Origin of the sequence: Aureimonas sp. ME7, assembly GCF_903970965.1 — a bacterium.
Classification (GTDB): Bacteria; Pseudomonadota; Alphaproteobacteria; order Rhizobiales; family Rhizobiaceae; genus Aureimonas.
In genome coordinates, this window is the sequence record NZ_CAJCKW010000024.1 from 1 (window position 1) to 22,669 (window position 22,669).

The window sequence follows — 22,669 nt, forward strand, 5'->3', positions numbered from 1 at the left end:
GCACCTGCCGCCGCGCTATGGCCGGCTGCGCCACCCCAACCCGCTTCGCCGGCCACCTCAACCGTGGTCGCCAAACCTACCATGCATTAGATTTGAACCGGACCACCTGATAGGGGCAGGCCAGGGCGGCGGACGCGCATTCCCGACCGTCCCACCAGCACCAGCGGCGGGTGACCTGCCCCGCGACTCGGGGCGCAGCCGATCAGTTGTGGACATCCGACATGCCGAAGGGCAGCGTCAGGTAATTCAGCGCCGAGCGTCCCCTGAGCGAGCGGACGCGCTCGCGCAGCGCCGCTAGTTAAGGTTGGTTCAGGGGTGACCGCATAGGACGATGCGGGATCGGTCAGATGGCTTGGCGCCAACGGACCCGAACTTGCCGAGCAATCTGTTCACTATCCGCTCTAACAATGGGACGGGTCAACACGCTTCCGTGCGCCTATAGAAGACGTTTGAGTAACCTGCCGCACCGCCTTGCCGCTGGCACGGGGCACGGGGCACGGACACCTCTCGTCCTTCCCCCCGGAGGCGACCGTGCCCGCCAAGACTCTGTTCATCGTGCAACTGTTCGAGCGCAGCGGGAAGTGCCTGATCGGCGGCCGAGCGCTCGACTTCCGCACGGCCAAAGAAGTGGCACCAAAGGCGGAGCTGGCATCTACGACCGCGGTCGAAGCGGTCGCGATCCAGTATACGGTCGATACCGGCATAGGTGAGGTGATGGAGGAGCGGAACGTGCCGCAGCGGTTCGGTAAAAAGGTTGCTTGACGAAGGACCGCCAGCGGGTCGAATGACCTGATCCCAGCGGACGATCACGTCGGCATCAACGCGCTCAAGAACCAAACGTCGAGACCGATTATGCTGGCTCCCATCGAACTGGAACCGATCAAGGCCGGACAGGAGAAGCTGGAGCGCGTCTTCGGAAACGCCTACGCCTTCTCGATCCCATCCTACCAAAGACCCTACGCATGGGAGGCGGAGCATGCGCAGGCTCTGCTGTCCGACATCGTCGACGCGATGGATCAGGCTCTAGCGGCCCCCAAGGAGCCGATCACCTACTTCCTCGGAAGCATCGTTCTCATCAAGGCGCCTGGCGCGCCGCGATCGCAGGTAGTTGATGGTCAACAGCGGCTGACGACGCTCACGATCCTCCTCGCCGTGCTGCGGGATCTGTCGGACGCGTCGAAGCAGGTGTCGCGTCATAGATTCGTCTGTGAGGCCGGCGATGCCGATACCGGCGCGGTGGAACGCCCGCGCATGACTCTCAGGAAGAAGGACGCCGAATACTTCCGCCTGAACATCCAGGAGATGGGCTCGACCGGAACGGACGCGACGCCGCTCGCCAGGAACGGGGCCCAGCGGTGCGTGGCGATCAACTGCGCGTTCTATCGCAGGAAGTTGTCCGAATGGACGCCCGAACGGCGTGACGCCCTCATGCGATTCCTCCTCCAGCGCTGCTACCTCGTCATCATCGCCGTCGAGAACGTCGACGTCGCCCATCGCGTGTTCACAGTCCTCAACGCCCGGGGGCTCGACCTAACGCCGACCGACATCCTGAAGGCGGACCTGCTGGAGCGCGCGGTCGACGAGACGGAAGAGGAGGATCTGGCTTCGCGCTGGGAGGCGATGGAGGAGATCGTCGGCCGCGAGCGCTTCGTCGAACTCTTCCAGAACGTTCGCATGATCTTCCAGAAAGAGAAGCCACGACGCCGTCTCGACATCGATTTCCCACGCGTCGTGCCGGCCTTCGCACATCCGTCCGCGTTCGTGCGCACGTTGCTTGAGCCGATCGGAGACCAGTACCGCCTGTTAATGAACCGTCCGGCCTTCGAGGAGCGTTATGGAGAGGCGGCGGCGAAACGACTCGCCCATCTACAGCGTCTCGACAACGGGGACTGGCTCGCACCAGCGCTGCGCTTCCTCTGGAACGACGGCAAGCCGGGCGTCGAGCACGTCGAATTATTCATGCGCAAGCTTGAGACGCTCGCCTACTTTCTGTTCCTGTCCAGAGCCGACATCAACGCGAGGATCTCACGCTACGCGGCGTTGATCAGGGACATCGAGGATGCGTCCGCGTCCCCAGGAGCAAAGGGGGAACCGACGTGGTCCGGACGCTCTGTCGCCCTGTCCCATGCCGAGCAGACCACCATGCTCGCGATACTGGACGAAGACGTCTACGAGAAGACGCGCGTCCGGCTTCCGCTGCTCCTGCGCCTAGATGGAGAGGTTTCCGGCAAGGGCGCGACCTATGCGACGGACGTCGTGACGATCGAGCATGTCTTGCCCCAGAACCCTGAACCGAATGGCGACTGGACGAAAACGTTCGCCGCGAGCGATCGGGCGGCGTGGACCCACAAGCTGGCGAACCTCGTGCTGCTGGACCGCCGGGCGAACTCGTCGGCGCGGAACTGGGACTTCGCGACCAAGAAGGCGCGCTACTTCGCGACGCGACAGGGCGTTTCCCCCTTCGCGCTGACGACCGGCGTCATCTATGCCGAGGACTGGACGCCGGCACGCTTGGAGAAGCGCCAGACGGAACTTAAGCGTGCATTGGCCAAGACATGGGATATTCCCTTCCCCCCGAACGACGCGACACCGCCGTGAGATCGACTTGAACTTAGAGTCCATCCGAAAAGGGGTTGAGTGGTCGAGGTAAGGCTGATTCCAGGAGGTATCTGACGCATGACCTGGAAATGCCATGTGACTTCGACCGCCCGGCGGCGGCATAGCCGCAATCACTTACGATACGAAACCAACATGACCGATGCCGAATGGGTGATCATCGAGTCCATGCTGCCGTCGCCGCTGGAAGAGGGCGTGCGGCGAAATGGCCGATGCACGAAATCGTCAATGAGATGTTCTATATCCTGCCGGGCGGCATTCCATAGCGGTTGATCCTAAGGGACCTGCCGCGCAAGAGCACGGTGTTCGGTTACTTTTACCGCTTCCGCGACGAAGGTGTCTTCGCCAGGATCAACCATCGTCTCATCAGGCGCGAAGTCTCGCTCAGCGCAGTCATGCTCGACAGCCAAAGCGTGAAGACCAGCGAGTCTGGCGGCCAACATGGCTACGACGCCGGCAAGAAGGTGAAAGGCAGGAAGCGTCAGGCCAAGGCCGATACGGACGGACGCGCCCTCGTTCTCGATCCCCGGCCCGGCAGCGTCCAGGATCGCGACGGCGTGTTTCCGGTCTTGTGCCTGTCGCGGCGTTCCGTTCCCTCCGTGACGAAGGCCTTCGCCGATGCCGGCTTTGCCGGAGGGCGGACGCGCACAGCCACGCTGATCGACATCGAAATCGTCAGGAAGCGGCCCGATCAGGTCGGCTTCGCCGTTCATACTCAGCGCGGAGTCGTGAAACGCTCCTTTGCCTGGATTAGCCGGAGCCGACGCCCTTGGAACTACTCCGAGGCAACCCTCGCCTCCGTAACTGCCTTCCTCTACGCCATTTCCGTCATGATCACCCTGCGACGCCTCGCACGCTCCTCATGACTTTCCGGGCGACGCTCAACAAACCTAGTGCGGTTTAACGTTTTGATAGCGAGCCAGATGGATTGCTGACCGAGGTCTCAACGGATGCGCGGTGGTCTTGAATGCAGGCGGATACGGACGAGCCCGACTGAAACCAATCGAATGGCTACACTCAACTATCCTACCGATCGAGGGAAGACTTTGCACCCACCCGGAGGGCCTAAGAAGTCGGTAGCGAGACGTCGCATCTCGTCTTCGACTTCAGTCTGGCATTCCCAGATCGTTAGGACCGACCATCCCATGTCTTCTAACATGCGTACGACGCTTGCATCGCGCTCGACGTTCCTATCGAACTTGGCCTGCCAAAACTCGACACGGGTCTTCGGCGTAGTCATCTTGTGACACCCCGCATGACGATGCCAGAAGCAACCGTGGACGAAGATTGCCTTCCGGCGCGACGGGAAGACGATATCGGGGGTGCCCGGCAGCGTCCTGACGTGGATCCTGAAGCGATAGCGGAGGCGATGAAGAGTCCTCCTCAACGCCATCTCCGGTGTCGTGTCCTTCTGGCGCACACGCGCCATTAGTTTGCTGCGCTTCGGATCTACCGCGGGGGTTGAAGAATCAGTCAGCTTTAGGAACTCCGTTACCGCATTCGCATATGTTCCGGTGACCGGTGCATGGCAAGGAGGTCGAATGTCCTGGAAGAAAACGGATCAAGCCGACATCCTGAATTCGGTCGACGCTGCACGTAGCGAGATTCGCTATCTCGTCACCGACTATCCTATCGACACGTTGGTGGGACGCTACAAGGAGAAAGCTCCCGACGAGGGCGATGTCTACATCCCCGATTATCAGCGCAGCCTCCAATGGCTTGAAGATCGGAAGTCTTACTTCATCGAAAGTGTGTTGCTCCGAGTCCCGGTGCCGCCTGTTTTCTTCTACGAAGTAGAGGGACGGCTTGAGATCGTCGATGGATCGCAGCGCATTCGAACACTTGTGGAGTTCGTAGGGAACAAGTTTCGCCTCACCGGTCTTGAGAAGCTCGACGTCTTGAACGGCGCCGCGTTCGAGGATCTACCAAGCATCCTGCGCAAACGTTTCATGAACAGCCCGATCCGCTCGTTCGTGCTAGAAGAAGGAACCGACGAAAGCGCTCGCATAGAACTTTTCCGGCGAGTTAATACGTCTTCGAAGCAACTGACCGAAGCCGAAATCCGCAAAGGGGCTTATCAGGGACCGTTCCTGGATCTCGTCGTTAAGTGCGCAAACACCTCCCTATTTAAGAGACTTGCACCTGGGAAGGGATCCCGAGGGAACCCGAACCCCGAGAGCGAGCGTCAAGAACTTGTAGCCCGCTTCTTCGTATACAGCAAATTCTACCAAGAATTCACGCACGACGTCCGTAAATTCATTGACCGAAAGTTCAGGACTTTCAACAAGGATCTCACGAACAACGATATCTCACGCATGGCGGACGAGTTCAATCTCGTAATGGCCTTCATTGATGCGTTGAATCCCAAAGCCTTCTTTAGAGAAAACACGCAGCAGGTTCCGCGCGTGAGGTTCGAAGCCATAGCGGTCGGGGCCTGCCTGGCGCTCCGCGAGAAACCTGAGCTCGAACCGAAGGACATGGACTGGCTTCAGGACGTAGAGTTCGTGAAGATGATCCGTACCGACGCCAGCAATAGTGGGCCTCGGTTGCGCAGTCGCATCGAGTTCGTGCGAGACCGCCTACTGGAGGATCAGTGAGCGCGCTGGAGGATTTCAACAGCCGAGTCGCCAACATACGGACTCTACTGCTTCAGCTGCAGGAGTACGAGAAGCGACAACGAAATAACCGGCGGCACTTCGCGCAGACTGCAACGGTCATCGTCACACTGCGGGCGTCTGCTTACGTAATGATGTACAATGCCGTCGAGGCCGTCATGCGGCGCACCCTCTCCGATTTGCGAGGGGCGATCGTAGCCGAAGGCGTGTCATTCAGGGACGCATCAGAGTTCTGGCGGCTAGACGCTCTCCAAGCCCAATTTCTCAGGAAGATGCAAGCCGGATACGCTCATGGAGCAGTCCTAAAGGGTGTCGTTCCGATGGCTGGAGATACAGTCAAATGGGACGAAGATGGACTGGTCCGCCTTCCGTTCAGTGGCAACTTCGGCAAGACATCGGCTATCAAGTTGAAGGAGCAGTTAGGCTTAGCTTGGGATGCTCCCGCGGGTACGCGCGGAGGCGACGATCTCGACAACATCCGAAAGCGACGCAACATGTTGGCACACGGCTTAGAAACCTTTGCCGAGGCAGGATCACAGACCACAGGCACGGAACTTACCATAATACTAAAGCGGGTATCCACATTCATGGTCTCGTATATTTCGGCAGTGGAAACCTATCGTGCCAACCGAGGATACGTCAGCGTGATGCCGCTACTTCCTGGCATCGATGAAGATCTGCAAGAAAGCGGGGATTCTGACGTAGGCTCCCATCCTGATATCGCCTCGTGAAGCCAATCAGGGCTCGCTGAGAAAGGGCGGGGCCATCCGCGAGCTTGAAATCCGAGAGTTTGCCCAACTTCGCGATCGATGGCCCCTCCCGCGAAGCAGCGAACCCCATGGTCGGCATGGAAGGGCCACCGCTGGCGGCCCTGGGGAGACGTTCGCTTGGCCGGCCTTCCGGCAACAGCTCGCGATCCGTCCATCGGCGGCCCAACCGTCGACCGATCCACTCCGCCACCGGGACGCTGACCGCGTTCCCGACCAACTGCCAACGTCGACGCTCGGTCTTCCGATCTGTCGAGGCCGCGATCGTCCAGTCTGCGGAGAAACCTTGCAGCCTCTCCGCGTCCCCAATGGTCGGCAGCATGAAGCGAACGTTGGCGATGTCCCATATAGCCGGTGGCGATGGTATCCCGAGGCCAGAGCCTCCCTTGAGCGGGGGAACAGCATCGGGCGACCATCCTAGCCCCCTTGTGCCCTCGGTCCAGTAGAAGCCGACCATGCGGGGGTCGGCTTCGTCTTCGATCGGGAGGCTCGCCAGACCGTCGAACAAGATGGTCGCTGGATCTTCCTCTCGGCATGCGAGCACGTAGAGTCGGCGTCGGCGCTGTGGAAGGCCGAACATTCGGGTATCAAGGATCCTGTACGCCCACCGGTAGCCAAGGGCGGACAATTGCTCCGTTACGTATCGAACCGCCTCGCCACCTTTCAGGTCGAGCGCGAAGGCGACGTTCTCAAGCAGAACGTATCGGGGTCGATCGGCGGCGGTCGACAGTAGACGGAACACGTGCTCGATCAAACTTGAGTTTGCGCCTGCCAAGCCCTTCGTTCCCCCGGCAGGACTGATGTCCTGGCACGGCCATCCTGCGGTGATGAGGTCGCAGGCCGGAAGTTCCGGCAGCGTCCGAACGTCATCCGCGATGTCGATGTCGGGGAACCGATGGCGTAGCACAGCACGCGCCGCATCATCAGCCTCGCACATGAGTATCGTCTGATGTCCAGATCGGTGCAGGCCGACTTCGAAACCGCCGATGCCGCTGAAGAGGCTGACGATTCGAAGAGGGTCGGAAGGGGGCGGAGACTCGTGCTTCATGATCGGAACATACAGGGGACGGACGCAGAACTTGAGGGGAAAAATCCCCTATCCACGGTCACGGTGAGAGATAGGCGACCACTGGACACAAGCACAATTTTTGGTGCACACGCCTGTCTCAAGAAGTAGATGCGCTTCGTATTCAGCGCACTGTACTCAGTCCTGCTCGCCGGCGTGGTCGCCGTACTACGTAGCGAAACAATCTCTCAGGATCATCGTATGAGCCGAAGGTATACGCCTGACGCGCTTGGACACGCAGGCCGAATATCAATCTCCACGTCCATCCCCCGTCGCCAAGCTGCACGCGATGCGTAGACGCCATGGTAGGGCGTTCTCGACTCGAAACCGTTCGCTCAATGGCTTCCTGAATGGGATGAAGTCAAACGACGTACTGCACGTCCTAAGCTGCGGATATCCTCAGTTACCCCGACATTGCATCGTTGAAAAGTTCGTTCCGGCCACTCCCAATGGTTGCAAGACCTCTTGCTCTGAGCGATCAAATGGAGCGGGGGGGAACGATACATGGACGATACACAACCGCTCGCAGGCGGGAATCTGGCAGCGTTCCGCACCTACGAGAGATGCATCTCCATGCTGGTCGAGGTGCTGGCTTCGACGGGGACGGACTTCAAACCGAGTGGAGACGGACAATGGGCCCACTTCGATTCTGTTCGCGCCGCGCTTTCCAAGAGGCTTTGCGAACGTTCGAGCCGCAACGACATATCGAAGGCGGTGGAGCCGCTCGGCATCACGCCAGCCGGCGACGAACGAGATGCCGAACCGATCCCAAAAGGCATAGGACGGCTCGGTCGCTCCCGCGAGGTTATCACTGTCGAGGATCTGTCGCCGAACGAAGTCAGAAGCGCGATGTCCGCCGTGGTGGATGCACGCTTCGGTACCGAACGGCTGATCCTTCGCGGGCGCGAATTCTTCCGGGCTTCGCTCGACGTCATCCAGGTCGACGAAGTGATGCCTAGGCGGATCAACGTCGTGCAGGGAAACTTCCACAGATTGTTCGGCTATCTGAGGGAACTAATCCTCGACGACGGAAGGATTGCGATCCACGGCGTAGGACACAGGCTGGACACGCTGAAGATTCGGATCGGCCCCAAGCTCCGTGATTGACTTCGGAGAAATCACGCCGCCGCGAGCGTCGACGCGTTCATTCAAGGCGCCGTCGATCGCAGACCCGTCCTGGAACGTGCCCCCCTTCCATTCGCGGAACAGTACGACTTGCCGCGTTCCGGTCCGGAGCATGGGCATCGAGAAATTTCCCCGGGGACGGAATGTCCCGAGCTTCGCGATGGGTCGATGCTGAAAACGAAGCGACGAGGGATGTCTACGTACTGGGACTGGGAACTGGCGCTGACGCGCTACTATCTCGGCACCGGGGGATCCGAGGGATCGTCGGCCCTGGAGTTCGTGGACGCACAGCCCCGGCGGCTGGCGGAAGCGATCGGACTGCCGCCGTCGGATGGGGATGCGGCCAGGGCGAGCTTCCTGGCCGTGTTCCGTCGTGACGATCTCGTAAATGCGTTCGGTCATGGTTGGAGCGTCCGGCCACCGGACGGCCTGCCTGTGATGGGCTACTTCAACTATCTCGTCCTATCCTGCTACGTCGCGTCCGTTGCTCCGGAGGTGGCGCAATCCGGCCTGTTTCCCGAACGACTGAGAGAGATCCTCAATTGGGATCAGGGAATCTACTCCCTGGAAGGGCTGGCCACCCTCTGGAAGAACGCCGCCGTCTGGTGCGACGGGGCAAGGACCGCGGGTCGAGACGTAAGGCCGATCGCGTTGCCTGATCCCGGCTGGATGAAGCGCATCGGACATTCCATCCGCATCGCCTTTCCATCGCGACACGACCTCGATCGCATGGAACGGTCGTTCTCGTCTCTCGCAGCCGTCCCAGCACTCGACTCCCACCGCCTGTCAGATGTGGTTCGCGCCGAGATCGGTCGGCAAAGATGGTCCCAGGGCTTCATCCGTGCGTTCGAGGACTTCGATCGGCGACGCGCACGGGGCGAGCGGCTGCTCGCCGACCATGCGTTCTGGCTGGCCATGGCGGCGCTCAGGCCCCCTGCCGAGCGCGCCGACGGAGGTCGATGCTTCGAGTTGGACGTATCGACCGATGCCGACGGGCTCGACGCGTTCGTTCTGACCACGGATGCGGAGGACGTCCTGATGGATCTCGACGTCTCGATCGGCGAGCGACCGGGTTCGCCGATCTCCGTAGACCTGACGCTCGAACAGGCCCTCAAGTTAATACGTGGCCGGTCGGCGTCGCTCCCACCCGATCTCCTGCGGTGCCACTCGGAAGGCTTCATTCCCTTCGTCGAAGTGCAATGGGGCGTTTGGCGTGCCGCCAGGCACATCGTGGGCTCGTCGGTACGGCCCCTCGTCCGCCAGCGAGAGCAATCAACTGCGGCTAGCGCTTCCGATCGGAACGCATGCTGGCGGCTCTACCCCGTCATGTCGATCTCCGAAGCCGCACGACTGGCAGTAGGAACTGGGCGACGGGATCCGTTACATGCAACGGACGTGTCCCGTGTGCGGGTTGTCGGAGGTATCCGCGTCGGCGACGCGTACCTCGGACGATCTGGGTTCTTACCAACGGTCGAAGCTGTGTCCGGATGCAACGCGTCCATCGTGACCGTGCAGTCGACGACGGACGCTCCAACGGTTCAGATCGTTGCAGGCCGAGTCGAGTTGGGATGCGTGGAGCCGATCGAGGGAGTCTGGCGCATCCCGATAGAGGAGGCTGGGTCGGTCCGCTCCTCGCCGGCGCTGCCGTTCCAGCGGGATGCACCAGAACGCGTTCCGAAGACGGCGGACAGTCTGGTTCCCGGATGGCGCATCGCGGAACCCGATCCGTACAAACTTACACCGACGACGATCATCGGCACCGTCACGGAGATCGTGGACGCCCCGGTCGAACGGCGCCTCTGCGATCTTCTGGAAGTCGTGGTCGCCGCGGGACAAAGAGGATGGGACGAGGCGGGACTGCACAGGGTGCTATCCGTCGTCGCTCCGACTAAACGAGCGACCTGGGATCTTCTCCGTCTTCTAGTGGACGGTGGCTGGTTGGAAGGGCGAGTCTGCCCTGTTTGGAGAGCTCGCCGCTGGTTCCTTGTACCGCCGCAACTGGTCTCGTTCTCGGACGGTCGGACTTTCGTTTTGGAGGGAGCGGCGGGCCAGCGCATACGAAACCGCTTTCACGAGACCGCGCGTCGGCATGGCGGAAGTTCAGGAATTCGAGAAGGTGGTGCAGGCTGGCGGGTACCGTTGCCGGTGGCGGAGGTCGCGGACGGGGTCGACTTCGTGCGCGGCATGGGACTCCCCGTGGTGCGGCCGAAGACCGCGGTCCCTATCGCCGATGGTCGACCGAGCTTCCCTCCGAGTCTGTACAGCGACAAATTTCGATCGACCGCGTCGGTCTGGAGTTGGGGCTCTGGCCGTTTCGTTAATCCAATCAGCGGAGAGGAAGGAGCGGTCGTCCTATCGAGACTGACCACGCCAAGGCCCAACGCTGCGGACATCTACCGCATCGACACCGGAGATGCCGCTCCCCTGTTGCTAGATGGCCGATCGGCCGCGCTTATCGTAGCCCATAGCATGGCTGGACGCGCCCTCTTCCGCTTTGATGCCGCCCTCGGCGCGTTAGACCGTCTCGCCCACGACGGTGGACTCCCACCAATCGTCGCGCGCCATCTCCGGTTGCGGACGCTTCGAGGTCCGGAGATGGTGTTCGGGGTGGACGGGTCCTGGATCTATCGCACGCCCTGCAGCCTTGCGGACGCCGGAATGCTGTCCGGATGGCTCGGTCCCGCATTCGAGGGACCATCGCCGGATCGGCATTGGGGAACCGAACTGAGGGAGGCGGCGATGGCGAGAGCGAGGGGAGCAAGATCGGAGTTGTTAACACGAAGCATTTGGAAGGCCACACATACGTGCTGAGGGACGAAACAGATCCAACTCTTCGGGACATCTACATCGGCGAACTGGCGTTCAACAACGAGCAGCGCAGGTTCTCACGGGTCGTGGGCCGGGCAATCGCGACCCGTATCGGTTGGCAGCCGCTCCTCGGCAATCGCCTCCCGTTGGAGGGGCACGCGTTCAGCACGGATCCGAGGCTCTTCGGCAAGCGGTCCGGCTACGTCGTCCTGTTCACAGTTGCCAGGAACGAGCGTCCAGACGTCAAGGACCGGTTCGTCACCGATGACGTCTGCGAGCCCTACGAGTACATCGAGCGGCTGACACGACACACGCCCGCCATGCTCCGCGAGACGGTGCTCGAACGCGGTCTCGACCTGGGACAGCAGAACGACGGTGCGGTGGTCGTCCCGGTCGGTCCCGATCTGATCGCCCGGCCGCCGTTCATGCGGTCCGCGCAGACCGGTCGATGGACGTTGTCGCATGCGGCCGAAGTGGAGGCGGTCGAGACATTCCGGAACGAGTTCCGGAGGAACGACCTCTTCGAGATCGCCGGCCGCCGCTTCGTCCTACCCGGACTCGTTCCGGAGGTTCCGACGGGCGCCGTCAACTGGCAGAACGATGCTGAGTTCCTCCAGGTCATTCTTCGACGTCTCCGGCGGAGCGGAGATTTCGGCACCAGGTCGGAGGATTTCCGGCTGACCGAGAAGCTCGCGACGCGACTGTTCTCGCTCTACCGCGATTCGGACGCGATTGGTGGCCGTACCCAGGCCCTGTTGGCCGCCAGGGCACGGCTGGAGGAGTTCGTGCCAAAGCTGTCGAAGGGCAGCGGGGCCGTTGCCGCGATCGCAGACGCGCTGCATTCCCATGACGCCGTGCGTCAGGCGCTCGTCGCGCTGACGGAAGCCGAACGCGCCGAACTCCGTCGTCGCGAAGGCGAGGCCGTAAGGGCTGAGATCGTGCACGCCGTCGAGACGGAGATCGGCGAGCGCATCGCGCTTCGGGACGACCTCCGAAGGGAGGTGGAACTCGTCGAGACATTGGTGGCGTCGCGTTCGGAACGGCTTGCCGAGATCGAGGCATCCGTCGCCAACGCCACGACGCTGCTGGACGGACGCGTCGCGACGTTCGTCGGCGACGTACGGGAGGCGGGACGCCTGTTCGCGAACGTCCTCGGCTCGGACGACGCCGCGCCTGTCCCTAGCCCGAACGACGGACGGGTCACCGAGCTCGCGCCTTGGGCGCGTCCCGATCGTTCGGTTCCTGGCGCACCGATAGGAATGCTCGATCTGGCGGCCGTCCTGACGTCGAGAGCGAAGTCGCTCGGTCTGGAAGCGGATGTCTTCCGAACGCTGGACATCCACTGCAGAAGTGGCGACGTACCCGTGCTGGCGGGCGACTCCGTTGCGACGATCCTCAAAGCCTACGCGGACGTCGTCGCCGGCGGACGCTTCGTCCGGCAACCCCTAGACCCCTCCGTTCTGGGCCCCGAGGATCTTTGGCGTCATCCCGGATCTGGTCTGCCGACCGCCCTCGCGGAGGCTTGGCGACGAGCGGAGGAGGAACCGTCGAGGTTCCTGTTCGTCGCGCTCGACGACCTTGATCGGGCATCCCTCTCGGACTGGCTTCCGGCGTTCCGCACCGCCTTCCGCGAGACACGGCCGCAGAACCTCCTCGTCGTGGCCACCACGGCGTCCCCGACCTCGCCGGACCGCGAGGACGGCGCTAGAGGGCGACGTCCCCTTCCTTGGGCATCGGGAGGACGCGACGCGCTCGTGGCGGCACTGATGCGCACGGGGACCACTAGGACGACCGAACTGGAACCCGTCCCGTCCGTCCCGGCGATATCCACGGACATGCGCTCCGCCCTCCTCACGAAAGCCTTGGCGGAAGGGGTGTCGGGTGCCGATGCCGGCGAACGTCTCCTGGCGCTCCACGCGGCCGCGACTGCCTGGGGCGACGACGGGACGGCATGCCGGCTAGCGGTCGAGTGCCTGACGGGCCGGCACGAACGAAGCACCCCGTCAGCCCAACCCACACCGACGAACGAGATTACGAGGACGGGTACATGATCGATCCCATCGGTGGCTTCGAACGCCTGCGGGAGTTCTTCCAGAGCTATCTAGATACCGCGTTCCGGATACGGAACGCCGATCTGGCCGAGGTCCGTCGATCGCTCATGGATCGGTTCGGGAACCTCGCCACCGATCCTCTCATGGAGCCGGTCCCGCGATACGAGGTCTGCGGATATCCGCTCGAACGTCTCGTGGACGATTTCGAGGACAATCCGATCGGCGACATGCCGGTCGCCGCGAGGGAGGCGTTCGTCGAACTCGTCCTGTCCGGTCTCTTTCCGTCGGCCCACGTCGAAGGCGGTCGGATCGGACGAAGGAGCCTCTACGAGCCCTACGAGCATCAGATGACGATGCTTCGCCGCGGCACCACGCCGGGATGTCCGGGCATCGTCACCTCGGGAACCGGATCCGGCAAGACCGAGTCGTTCATGCTGCCGATCGTCGCCGCCATCGTCCGGGAGGCGATGGGATGGCCGCGGCCACCCAATGGGTACCTCGGTCGTCGCTGGTGGGGCACGAAGGACGCGGAGTTCGAGCGCAAGAGGCGGGGTGAACCGCAGGGCAGGCCGTCCGCCGTCCGGGCGCTCGTGCTGTATCCGATGAACGCCCTGGTCGAGGACCAGATGACGCGCCTGCGACGGACACTCGACTCGCCCGAGGCTCGGGACGTCATGGACCGCCGCCTCGGCGGCAACCGGATCTTCTTCGGACGCTACACCGGTGCCACTCCCGTCACGCAGTTCAGACGCCACCCGCGCAAGATTGGCCTTCAAGAGGAGCGTCGGCGGATCCGCAAGACGGCGCAACTCGCCGAATCCATGGAGGAGTTCCGGAAGGGGCACGATCTGGCCGTCGCGCACGACCGCCAGACCGGCGGCAGGCCGGAACCGACGCGATACCTCTTTCCGGCCATCGACGGTGGGGAGATGGTGTCGCGTTGGGACATGCAGGCCGACCCACCGGACATCCTCGTCACCAACGCGTCCATGCTCGGCACGATGCTCGCCCGCGAGGTGGAGGATCCCATCTTCGCGCAGACCGCCGCCTGGCTGGCCGAGGACGAGGATGCCTACTTCTACCTCGTCCTGGACGAACTCCATCTCGTCCGAGGGTCAGCCGGCACCGAGACGGCGGGTCTCGTCCGCGCACTCGTCCATCGCCTCGGCCTCGACCGCGACGAGACCAGGCACAAGCTCCGCATCCTGGCCTCCAGCGCCTCGCTTCCCGTCGACGGCGAGGATGGCGAGCGCAGCATCCGGTACCTGGACGACTTCTTCGGTCCCTTCGGCACGTCGCGGCACGCCGGCGACCCCGGGTTCTCCGATCGGGCCGAATGGCGAAGCTGCATCGTCCCGGGCGCACCGATCCTTCCGGACGAACCCGTCGGCGGTCTCCTGTCGTGCGACGCCTTCGTGGAACTCGTCGATGCGGTAGCCCCGTCCGGCGACATGGCGCGACGGATCGCTCCGACCGATCCGCCGGTGCGCGATGCGATCGCGTCCTGCGTCTCCGCCCTAGGCGGGCCGTCGGGGCTCGCGGAGGCGGATGTGGCCGTTCGTGCCGTAGAAGCTGCGGCCGCCCGACTGGCCTGGTCGTGCGTCTCGCAAGACGCGCGAGGAGGCCGGCGCCCGAGGGCGACCACGCTCGGCATCATGGCGGAACGCATCTTCGGATCGTCCGGAGATCGCGAGCGGAAGGCGCTCAGAGGTCTGACGCTTCTGCGCGGCATGGGCGACCGCCTGGAGGCGACCTACGGGACCGCACCGAGCGACGAGATCCCGAGCTTCCGCATGCATCAGTTCGTTCGCAGCATCGAAGGCCTCTTCGCCACGCCCGAACGGGTCAATGGCGTCGACGGTGGAGTTCGCTTCCTCGGCGCGAGCGTCGATCGCGGCATTACCCACACGTCCGGCACCGGCTTCGTCAGGCGCAAGTTCGAACTCGTCTACTGCGAGGCCTGCGGCGAGACCTTCGTCGGCGGCATGAGGGGAACGCAGGCTGACGGCAGGTCGGAGATCGAGCTCCTGCCATCGTCGCCGGATCTGGGCGAGCTGCCCGAAGCGGGAGGCATCGGGCACTACGAGCAGTTGAGCTACCGCCAGTTCGCGATGTTCTGGCCCTCGGTGGCGAGACCGGTCGATGCCGGCGACAACGAGGCCTGGCCGGAAGCGACGCTGGACACGGGTGCGGGTGTCGTCTCCCGCGGATGGCGTACCACCGACGAAGAGGGATACGTCCGGGGACGCATGTTCCACTGCGGCGGCAAGCGTTCGAAGGACCGATCGCTGGACGCGTCGGGCACCGCGGGCCCGGACTGCTGCCCATCGTGCGGCGTCAGCTACGCGATGAGGAAGAAGCCTCGCTTCTCGCCCATTCGAAGCTTCCGCACGGGCTTCAACAAGACCTCGCAGCTTCTCGCCACCGAGATGTTCGAGACTCTGCACGCGAGCGGGGCGCTCGCGAAGATCGTTGCGTTCTCGGACAGTCGACAGGACGCGGCGAAGGCGGCACGCGAGATCGAACGCGCCCACTACCAGGATCTGAGACGGCTCCTGATCATGGAGATCGCCGCACGTCTCACTTCCGAAACGGACGCATCCGCCGAGATCGCGAAGCTGAAGGCGGAGATCGCGCGTCTGAACGAGGAGGAGCGGTGGGACCAGATACCGGCGGTCGCCGCCAGGATCGGGATGCTGTCGACGGCGAGCGGCAAGGACCGCATCCCGCTGAAGGCCATCGTGGAACGGCCGGCGGCGGAGGCCGGAACGACGCCCGGTCCCATGATGCAGGACATGCTGGCGCTCGGCGTCCATCCGACCGACGACGTGGGCATGCGACGGTACGGACGGTTCGCCTGGCAGGAGCTCTTCTCGCGCGACGGCGAACGCTTCGCCTGGACGGTAGGAGGCGTCCACGCGAACGATCGCGCCGAGATCCGCAACACGATCGTGCGTGGACAGGATCCGCATGTCGACGAGGTGCTGTTCTCCAAGTCCTACTTCGCTCTTGAGGAGACCGGGCTCGGCTATCCGACCCTGTTTCCCAAGTACCCGACGCCCGACGACCATCAGGTCATGGACGCCTGGCTCCGCATCTTCGGCGATGCCTACCGCATCTCGTCGAACCGGTACGTGACGGACGAATTCACGCCCTGGATCGATCGGGTGCCCACGAGGAACCGTGTCATGGAGACGGCGCGCCGGTTCGCGCCCGAAGCACCCGAAGCCCTGGTTTCGACGGTGCTGGATAGGCTGCGCGGTCTCGGCCATGCGGAGGGTCGGATCGACGCGGCGGAGCTCGGCGTGAAGATGGCCAAGCCGGGCGATCCGTACTGGCGCTGCGACCGATGCTCCCGCGTGCATCTGCACAGGGGACTGGGGATCTGCACACGATGTCGGGAGCCGCTGCCCGTCGCGCGGAAGGGGGAGGTCGGGGAACTCTGGCGGACCAGCTTCCTGGCCGGCCGGATCGTCCGCTCGCGGACCGAGAACCTACCGAGCTTTCGTCTGCGTTGCGAGGAGCTGACCGGACAGACGGGCAGCCCCGCGGAACGACTTCGCCTCTTCAAGGGAATCGTCGTACCCGACGGGACGAACGTCGATGCCAATCTCCAGCGAGTCGCTTCCGAAATCGATCTCCTCTCGGTCACGACGACCATGGAGGTCGGCATCGACATCGGCGCCCTGCAGGCCGTCTACCAGGCGAACATGCCGCCGCAGCGCTTCAACTACCAGCAGCGCGTCGGACGTGCGGGTCGCCGCGGACAGGCCTACTCGTTCGTCGTCACCCTGTGCCGCAGCCGCAGTCACGATCTCCACTACTTCCGCACGCCGGAGGCCATCACGGGGGATCTTCCCCCTCCCCCCTTCCTTGCGGTCGACCACATTGACATACCCCTACGACTGGTGAGGAAGGTATGGTTCACCGCGGCCTTCGCGATGGTGCGGAACGCCGAGGGCGCAAATTTTCCGGAAGGGGGTGGCTCCACCGACCCCCACGGGGAGTTCGTCCCGGCGGCTCTGTACTATGCGGACGGCTCCCCGTGGCCGGCCAAGCTCCGCGCGGCCCTCGTCGCGACCCGGGACGTGCGCGACGGGTTCTCCGGCACCATCGGTCGGGGCATTCCGGGGCGGCGGGAGGAGCTCGTCACGCGGAGTGGAGTGGAGGCCGTCATGGACAGGGTCGACTCCCTCGTCGCTGCGGGCGCGACCTACGGCGGGGGTTTCGCGAACTTCATGGCGGAGAAGGGGCTGTTCCCGATGTACGGCATGCCGACCCGCGTGCGGAACCTGTATCTGGGGTTGCGTAGGGAAGGCGGCTCCAGGGTGGCCTGGGACGGCGTCGACAGGGATCTGGATCTCGCCATCTTCGAGTTCGCGCCGGGCCAGACGCTGGTGAGGGACAAGCAGGTGCATCGTGCGGCTGGCTTCACTGGAAACCTCCTTCCACCGATGCTGAGCACGACGTATTCGGTCCCTGTGGATCCCGGTCCCTCCTTCTGGGATGGGGAACAGCTCGTCGCGGAATGCCCGGGATGCCGTGGGAGGACGCAGCACGAACCCGGTCTCTTCGAACCCTTCGAGTGCGTGGACTGCTCGACGGAGGTCGGTGAGCGGCACACGAGGACCTACGTTGCTCCTTCGGGCTTCAGGACCACGTTCCGTCCGGTCGACGTCGAGGACGACGAGGAGTCGCCACCCGTTCGCCGCGTGGTCGCGGCCGAGATCAGGGAGGTCGTCGCCTCCGACGTGCCGGGCACCAACATGAGCCTGCACGCCGGCCCCGGCGCGACCATACTTCGGCTGAACGACGGTCCTCCCGCGACCGAGGAGGACGGAGAGGGTGGCTACTCCGTCCAGCGCGTCTGCCAGACCTCCGTGCACGTTCCGACTGGGATGCGCGCCCGGCGCCCCCGGCTGCTGAACCAGTGGATGTCCACCGACGCGGTCCTAGACCCTCAAGCGTGGGACGTGCCTACTGGCGACGAGGCGGAGACCGTGCATGGCATACGGCTCTTCTCAAGCAAGCCGACGGACGCCCTGTATCTGAAGCTTCGTACCATCCCTTTCGGGTTGAGACTGGGAGCACTGGACCGAACGGCGCCCAACGCGGCGGTCAGGGCCGCCGCGGTGAGCGCCACCCAGATGCTGTTGCAGCGCTCGGCCTTGGAACTCGACGTCGATCCGGACGAGTTCGAGCCGCTCGAACCTCGCGTGCCCGGCGGAAGGCCCATGCTTCAGATCGCCGACCGCCTCGTCAACGGAGCTGGCTTCAGCCGACGCCTTGCCGAGGTCGAACGAGACGGACGACCGACGATCGTCCGTCTCGTCGCATCCATGCTGGACGATCCCGACGATCCGCTCGTCCGCAACTGGCGCACCGGGGAGCATCGTTCGGACTGCACGCAGGCCTGCTACCGCTGCCTCAGGCGATACGGCAACCGCCAGTACCACGGGCTTCTCGACTGGAGGCTTGGCCTCGGCTTCCTACGCGCCATGACCGATGGGTCGTACCGTTCCGGCTTGGACGGGCGTTGGGATCGACATCCCGAGCTCGTCGACTGGCCGACGATGGCGACGGCCGTCCGCGACGAACTCTGCCGTCTCGCTACCGGCACGCGTTCCCCGATCACGTCCGGCGGCATGGGGCTGCCCAGCCTCGTAGAGCGCACGCAGGCCGGCGAGCGACACTACGTGATGGTACATCCCTTGTGGAGCGTGGAGCCGGACGCAATCGCCGAGGACCCGCTGGCCTCAGTGATATTGGGTGGCGAGGAGACGTACTTCGTCGATCTGTTCGATGCAGCCCGCCGTCCGGTACAGGCGTTGGAGGCCGCTCGGCGGAGATCGACCTCAACGGATTGGTAAAGGTAACAAGGCGGGTCGGTGCGAACCAAGGTCGTCTGCCATCCAGCGGTGCGGAGCCAACCTGGTCCGGACCCGAAACTCATTACAGCGCGTCTTGACGCCCCGTTTATAGCTTAGATGTCTGATCCCGCGATTTATTTGTGATCGCGTTCGCCGAACGCCCCGACCAACCCTTCCTCGCCGCTCCCCACAGGCGGCGAGGCGAACGTTTAGATTTCGTAATGCAATGTCGAACCGCAGAACGCCGCGTTCGCGATCGGCTTCCATTGTGTCGTCTAGCGCTACAACGCGTTGGAGCTCCCGTCCCGGCGGGAACCTTGCACGGCGAAGTTCGCCATGCGTGTGCTCGGCGGTGACAAACCAGACCACAGGAGCGCCTGTCATGATGGCGAGCGCGGCGGAGTAAAATCCGGCCAGTGGTTAGGCTGTTCTCTTTTGCGGGGGACGGCCGGGGATGTTTGGTGTGGAAGTCTAGGCCGCCGTTCTGCATTTCGTGATGATCGAGAAGAACGGCCAGCGCGATGCGGCGCGGATCTTCGGGTTAATCCGCGGACGATCTCGAAAATGTGCCGGTTCTTCCTTCCGCCGGGCTACACGCGCACGAAGCCGATGGCCAAGCCGAAGCTGGGAGCGCTGTTGCCGGTGATCGACGCAATCCTGTCGGCGGATGGGTCGGCGCCGGTGAAGCAACGCCATACGGCCGAGCGGATCTTCGAGCCGCTGCGCGACGATCACGGCTACGTGAGGCGGCGGCTGGACTGTGGGCTAATGGTACTTCAATCACGGGCCTGTGATATTGCATGCTCTTGGTAAGCATGATTTTGTCAAGCATATATGGGCTTATCGGATGGCGGCTGCGCCATCTCGCGTAGCCGCCGGGCAGGCGGAGCCAAGGCAATCAAGCCGAAGGCGAACCCTTATGGATGGATACCATGCACGGCCCGAAGCCCTTCACGACCGACATCGACGGCGGCCAGCTCCACGTACAGTTCGAGGAGTTCGGCGTCATGACGGACGAATGCTTTGACGCTCCGCTCGTCACCGGCACCATCCTCGTGAAGCTCTCGGACGACCGCGTTATCCGTCTTGAGTACGAGGAGTGGATCGACGAGCTTGTCGAAGGCATGGCAAGCCGCTGGCTCACCGGCACTGAAAGAAACAGCTGGAAGGACGCCTTGTATCCGCTGAACCGTGACGGCGTCGGCGACCTCCGCTCCGACATTGATCGAGCCGTCTACCGACGACTTAGCGGCTCCACCTGGCGCACCCACCTCTGATGCCCAGGAGCAACCGGAAGGTCGGCGGCGGGGGCATGTCCCCCGTCGCCGATATCATTCAGATCGTCGGCATGAACCTCGACGAGGTGCACGCGTACCTCGTCGCCCGCGGTCTGGAATGTTCGCCGCACTCCGTCAAAGCCTGGAACAAGGGCATGTACCGGCCGCCCGAGGAAGCCGTCGTGTTCCTCTGGGAGCTAGTCATCGTGCTCTTCGACGACTTCTTCGAAGACGGAGAGACGACCCTTCAGGCCGGGGTGCCCGATCTGATCCGCTCGCTCATGCCCGAGAAGGTGCGGCGGAGGGGTCAGGCGCTGGCCGGTATCAACGAGTGGCAGTTAGAGAGGCGTCGCGACGATCACGAGATCGCGGGCGAAGGAGGGGATACGTGACCGACACCCCGCGCCAATACATCGGACTGATCCTTCGCCACGGCGCCGCAAGCGAGCGCGTGCTGACGATCTTCGAGCACATCATGGGATCGTGCGAGCGCGATCCCGTCCCCTAGGGCGGCCGCCCCGCACGCGGCACGATAGACCCGAAAGACCAGTTCCCCGTCTGCACGCTTCGAGACGCGGCCGATCACCGCGTCGAAGACATCCGTGCGCTTGACCTCCCGCCCGGGGCGTCGCGGAGCGAGTGGACGTATCCGTAGTCGCCCACCACCCCTCTCTCTGCAACCGCCGTCGCGGACGGCGAAGCCTCAGGAGCCCACGTGAACCCCTACACTATCGAAACCCTGCAGGCGCACCGCCGGCTGGTCGCCCTCCAAGCCCGCCTCGCCGAAATCCGCGCACAGGAGGCACAAGTAGACGCCGTCCGTTGCGCTCTCCGCGTTCGGCTCCGCCAGCACCGCGACTTCGCCACACGCGCGTCGATGTCCATCACCGAGGACGACCTTGAGACGCTCCTCGACGCGCTCGACCGGGCCGACAAGAGCGGGAGGGCGGCGTCGTGAGCGCCCTCGGCACCCAAGCGACGGTCTACCTCGCCGTGCCCGTCACGGCCTACGGCACCGTCGTCTAGACCACGGCGACCGACTTTCTGAGCGAGCACTGCGGCTGGACGGTTGTGTCGCCGAACGCCCCCGAGCACCAGGCGGCATACGAGGCCAGGGGTATGGCGCACTTCGAGGAAGTCGTCGTCGGCTGCGATGCGCTCGCGTTCGTGTCCTTCTCCGACGAACTTGAGGGCTCCGCGATCGTCGCCGGCGTCGCGAGGGAGATCCTCACGGCCATGATCCACAGTAAGCGCGTCTTCGACCTCCAGTACGACCGGGAGGAGAACCGCGTCACGCCCTGCGAGCTGACCGGCGGCCGGCTGCACGGTCGCATCCTGACGATCACGGAGACCAGGATGAGGATCGCGGCGATCAGGGAGGCCAGGTCGTGAAGGAACTCGTCGCCCTCCGCGAGTTCAAGCTCACTTCCATCCGCGAGCAGATGGAAGAGACGGATCGCCAGCTTCTGCAGGATCTTGAGCGCGGTCACGGCCCCGCGCTGGACGCCTGGATTTCGATCCGCACGCCGGAGTACCTCCGCAGCCCCCGACCCATGAGCATGAAGTCGCGCCATCGCAACGCTCGCCGCAGGTTGCAAGCCAGGATGGCGTGGGCAGCCTGACCGACCCCGTCTACCTGACCGACGGCCGGCGGCACCTGATCTGCCGGCCCTTCTCGATCGAAGGCCTCCACCGCATGGCCGAGGACCTCGGGATCTCGCGGTGCTGGTTCCATGGCGGGCGCCGGCCGCACTACGACGTGCCGAGTCGCAGGCGTATCGAGATCGAATCGAGGTGCGAGAGGGTGACGAGTCGGGAGATCGTGGCGATCATCGCCGAGGGGTTTCCGCCGCGATTTCCGCCGCAGTAGCCGACCCAGCCTTCGGGAGGCTTCTTCAAACGCTAGCGTTATCAGGAGGTTGGCTGGTCGGAGTGGCAGGATTTGAACCTGCGACCCCCTCGTCCCGAACGAGGTGCGCTACCAGGCTGCGCTACACTCCGCGACCAAGCGGGTCTATAGCGAGAGGGCCGCCGAAGTGCAACAGAATTCGCGCGTTCTTTTGGCCGGGCGCCAAGAGTTGTTCGCCCCATCCTCTTCCTTGCGCCGCCAGCGACAAGCGATTATAGAAGCCCTCGCTTGAAGCTGGTTTTGGGGCGTAGCCAAGCGGTAAGGCAGCGGTTTTTGGTACCGCCATCCCCTGGTTCGAATCCAGGCGCCCCAGCCACGGCAAATTTCGCTCGTAAAGTCAGTGCTTTAAGGCATAGGGCGAACTGCCTTGTGTTACATCCCTGTGGATGGTCCACAGGGGATGCCGGATCCAACGATCGCTGCAATGTAGCTCCGCAGCGATGGTCTGCCCCCTGAAAAGTGGTCCTCCCTGAAGTAGGCTTTCGAGCTGATGGAGGACACGAGAATGGGACAGAAGAAGCACAAGCCGGAAGAGATCGTCGCCAAACTTCGGCAGGTGGACGTG

General features: G+C 63.6%; 14 protein-coding genes, 2 tRNA genes and 2 pseudogenes. 16 read left to right on the plus strand and 2 right to left on the minus strand.

What is annotated here, in order from left to right; all coding sequences use genetic code 11:
- Nucleotides 1-531 precede the first annotated feature (531 nt).
- The 3 genes and pseudogenes from H7A85_RS19885 to H7A85_RS19895 all read left to right on the plus strand — a co-directional run bounded on the left by H7A85_RS19885 (nucleotide 532) and on the right by H7A85_RS19895 (nucleotide 3,482).
- Nucleotides 532-762, plus strand: coding sequence for a hypothetical protein (locus tag H7A85_RS19885; protein ID WP_182422282.1), 231 nt, complete (start codon nucleotides 532-534; stop codon nucleotides 760-762).
- 90 nt (nucleotides 763-852) lie between these two features.
- Nucleotides 853-2,598: a DUF262 domain-containing protein gene (locus H7A85_RS19890; protein ID WP_182422283.1), complete on the plus strand. Its 1,746-nt coding sequence runs from the start codon at nucleotides 853-855 to the stop codon at nucleotides 2,596-2,598.
- 78 nt (nucleotides 2,599-2,676) lie between these two features.
- Nucleotides 2,677-3,482, plus strand: a pseudogene (locus H7A85_RS19895) (IS5 family transposase).
- A 155-nt stretch (nucleotides 3,483-3,637) separates the two neighbouring features.
- Here H7A85_RS19895 and H7A85_RS19900 read toward each other — a convergent pair.
- A complete protein-coding gene (locus tag H7A85_RS19900) occupies nucleotides 3,638-4,159 on the minus strand; it encodes a very short patch repair endonuclease (RefSeq protein ID WP_348519710.1) in 522 nt (173 codons plus the stop codon).
- On the opposite strand from H7A85_RS19900, the gene H7A85_RS19905 reads away from it, so the two are divergent.
- From H7A85_RS19905 to H7A85_RS19965, 12 genes and pseudogenes are all read left to right on the plus strand, one after another.
- Nucleotides 4,158-5,213: a DUF262 domain-containing protein gene (locus H7A85_RS19905; RefSeq protein WP_182422285.1), complete on the plus strand. Its 1,056-nt coding sequence runs from the start codon at nucleotides 4,158-4,160 to the stop codon at nucleotides 5,211-5,213. The genes H7A85_RS19900 and H7A85_RS19905 overlap by 2 nt on opposite strands.
- Complete coding sequence (locus H7A85_RS19910; protein WP_182422286.1) at nucleotides 5,210-5,962, plus strand: hypothetical protein; 753 nt, start codon at nucleotides 5,210-5,212, stop codon at nucleotides 5,960-5,962. Before H7A85_RS19905 ends, H7A85_RS19910 begins: the two co-directional genes overlap by 4 nt.
- Before the next feature lie 1,606 nt (nucleotides 5,963-7,568).
- Nucleotides 7,569-8,171, plus strand: a complete 603-nt coding sequence (locus H7A85_RS19920) for a hypothetical protein (RefSeq protein WP_182422288.1) — start codon at nucleotides 7,569-7,571, stop codon at nucleotides 8,169-8,171.
- Between the two features lie 186 nt (nucleotides 8,172-8,357).
- The gene (locus H7A85_RS19925; protein ID WP_182422289.1) at nucleotides 8,358-11,000 is read left to right on the plus strand and encodes a hypothetical protein; all 2,643 of its coding nucleotides are present in this window, start codon (nucleotides 8,358-8,360) and stop codon (nucleotides 10,998-11,000) included.
- Nucleotides 11,001-13,044: 2,044 nt separating this feature from the next.
- Complete coding sequence (locus H7A85_RS19930) at nucleotides 13,045-18,918, plus strand: DEAD/DEAH box helicase (RefSeq protein ID WP_182422290.1); 5,874 nt, start codon at nucleotides 13,045-13,047, stop codon at nucleotides 18,916-18,918.
- A gap of 496 nt (nucleotides 18,919-19,414) precedes the next feature.
- Nucleotides 19,415-19,681, plus strand: a pseudogene (locus H7A85_RS19935) (IS21 family transposase); the annotation flags it as partial.
- A 169-nt stretch (nucleotides 19,682-19,850) separates the two neighbouring features.
- Nucleotides 19,851-20,195, plus strand: a complete 345-nt coding sequence (locus H7A85_RS19940) for a hypothetical protein (RefSeq protein WP_182422291.1) — start codon at nucleotides 19,851-19,853, stop codon at nucleotides 20,193-20,195.
- 35 nt (nucleotides 20,196-20,230) lie between these two features.
- Nucleotides 20,231-20,587, plus strand: coding sequence for a hypothetical protein (locus H7A85_RS19945; protein WP_182422292.1), 357 nt, complete (start codon nucleotides 20,231-20,233; stop codon nucleotides 20,585-20,587).
- A gap of 323 nt (nucleotides 20,588-20,910) precedes the next feature.
- Complete coding sequence (locus H7A85_RS19950) at nucleotides 20,911-21,153, plus strand: hypothetical protein (RefSeq protein ID WP_182422293.1); 243 nt, start codon at nucleotides 20,911-20,913, stop codon at nucleotides 21,151-21,153.
- Between the two features lie 161 nt (nucleotides 21,154-21,314).
- On the plus strand, nucleotides 21,315-21,587 hold the full coding sequence (locus H7A85_RS19955) for a hypothetical protein (RefSeq protein WP_182422294.1): 273 nt from the start codon (nucleotides 21,315-21,317) through the stop codon (nucleotides 21,585-21,587).
- Nucleotides 21,584-21,817: a hypothetical protein gene (locus tag H7A85_RS19960; RefSeq protein ID WP_182422295.1), complete on the plus strand. Its 234-nt coding sequence runs from the start codon at nucleotides 21,584-21,586 to the stop codon at nucleotides 21,815-21,817. The genes H7A85_RS19955 and H7A85_RS19960 overlap by 4 nt, the downstream gene beginning before the upstream one ends.
- Nucleotides 21,805-22,065, plus strand: a complete 261-nt coding sequence (locus H7A85_RS19965; protein WP_182422296.1) for a DUF4031 domain-containing protein — start codon at nucleotides 21,805-21,807, stop codon at nucleotides 22,063-22,065. Before H7A85_RS19960 ends, H7A85_RS19965 begins: the two co-directional genes overlap by 13 nt.
- A gap of 54 nt (nucleotides 22,066-22,119) precedes the next feature.
- On the opposite strand, the gene H7A85_RS19970 is transcribed toward H7A85_RS19965, so the two are convergent.
- A tRNA-Pro gene (locus H7A85_RS19970) sits at nucleotides 22,120-22,196 on the minus strand.
- Nucleotides 22,197-22,345: 149 nt separating this feature from the next.
- Between H7A85_RS19970 and H7A85_RS19975 the strand changes: the two genes are divergently transcribed.
- Nucleotides 22,346-22,420: transfer RNA gene (locus tag H7A85_RS19975), tRNA-Gln, on the plus strand.
- The last annotated feature ends 249 nt before the right edge of the window (nucleotides 22,421-22,669 follow it).

Excerpts from the sequence above, each read along its gene's own strand:
- H7A85_RS19890 (WP_182422283.1), top strand. The coding sequence starts at position 853 with ATGCTGGCTCCCATCGAACTGGAACCGATCAAGGCCGGACAGGAGAAG.
- H7A85_RS19905 (WP_182422285.1), top strand. The coding sequence starts at position 4,158 with ATGTCCTGGAAGAAAACGGATCAAGCCGACATCCTGAATTCGGTCGAC.
- H7A85_RS19920 (WP_182422288.1), top strand. The coding sequence starts at position 7,569 with ATGGACGATACACAACCGCTCGCAGGCGGGAATCTGGCAGCGTTCCGC.
- H7A85_RS19925 (WP_182422289.1), top strand. The coding sequence starts at position 8,358 with ATGCTGAAAACGAAGCGACGAGGGATGTCTACGTACTGGGACTGGGAA.
- H7A85_RS19930 (WP_182422290.1), top strand. The coding sequence starts at position 13,045 with ATGATCGATCCCATCGGTGGCTTCGAACGCCTGCGGGAGTTCTTCCAG.
- H7A85_RS19940 (WP_182422291.1), top strand. The coding sequence starts at position 19,851 with ATGCACGGCCCGAAGCCCTTCACGACCGACATCGACGGCGGCCAGCTC.
- H7A85_RS19945 (WP_182422292.1), top strand. The coding sequence starts at position 20,231 with ATGTCCCCCGTCGCCGATATCATTCAGATCGTCGGCATGAACCTCGAC.
- H7A85_RS19955 (WP_182422294.1), top strand. The coding sequence starts at position 21,315 with ATGGCGCACTTCGAGGAAGTCGTCGTCGGCTGCGATGCGCTCGCGTTC.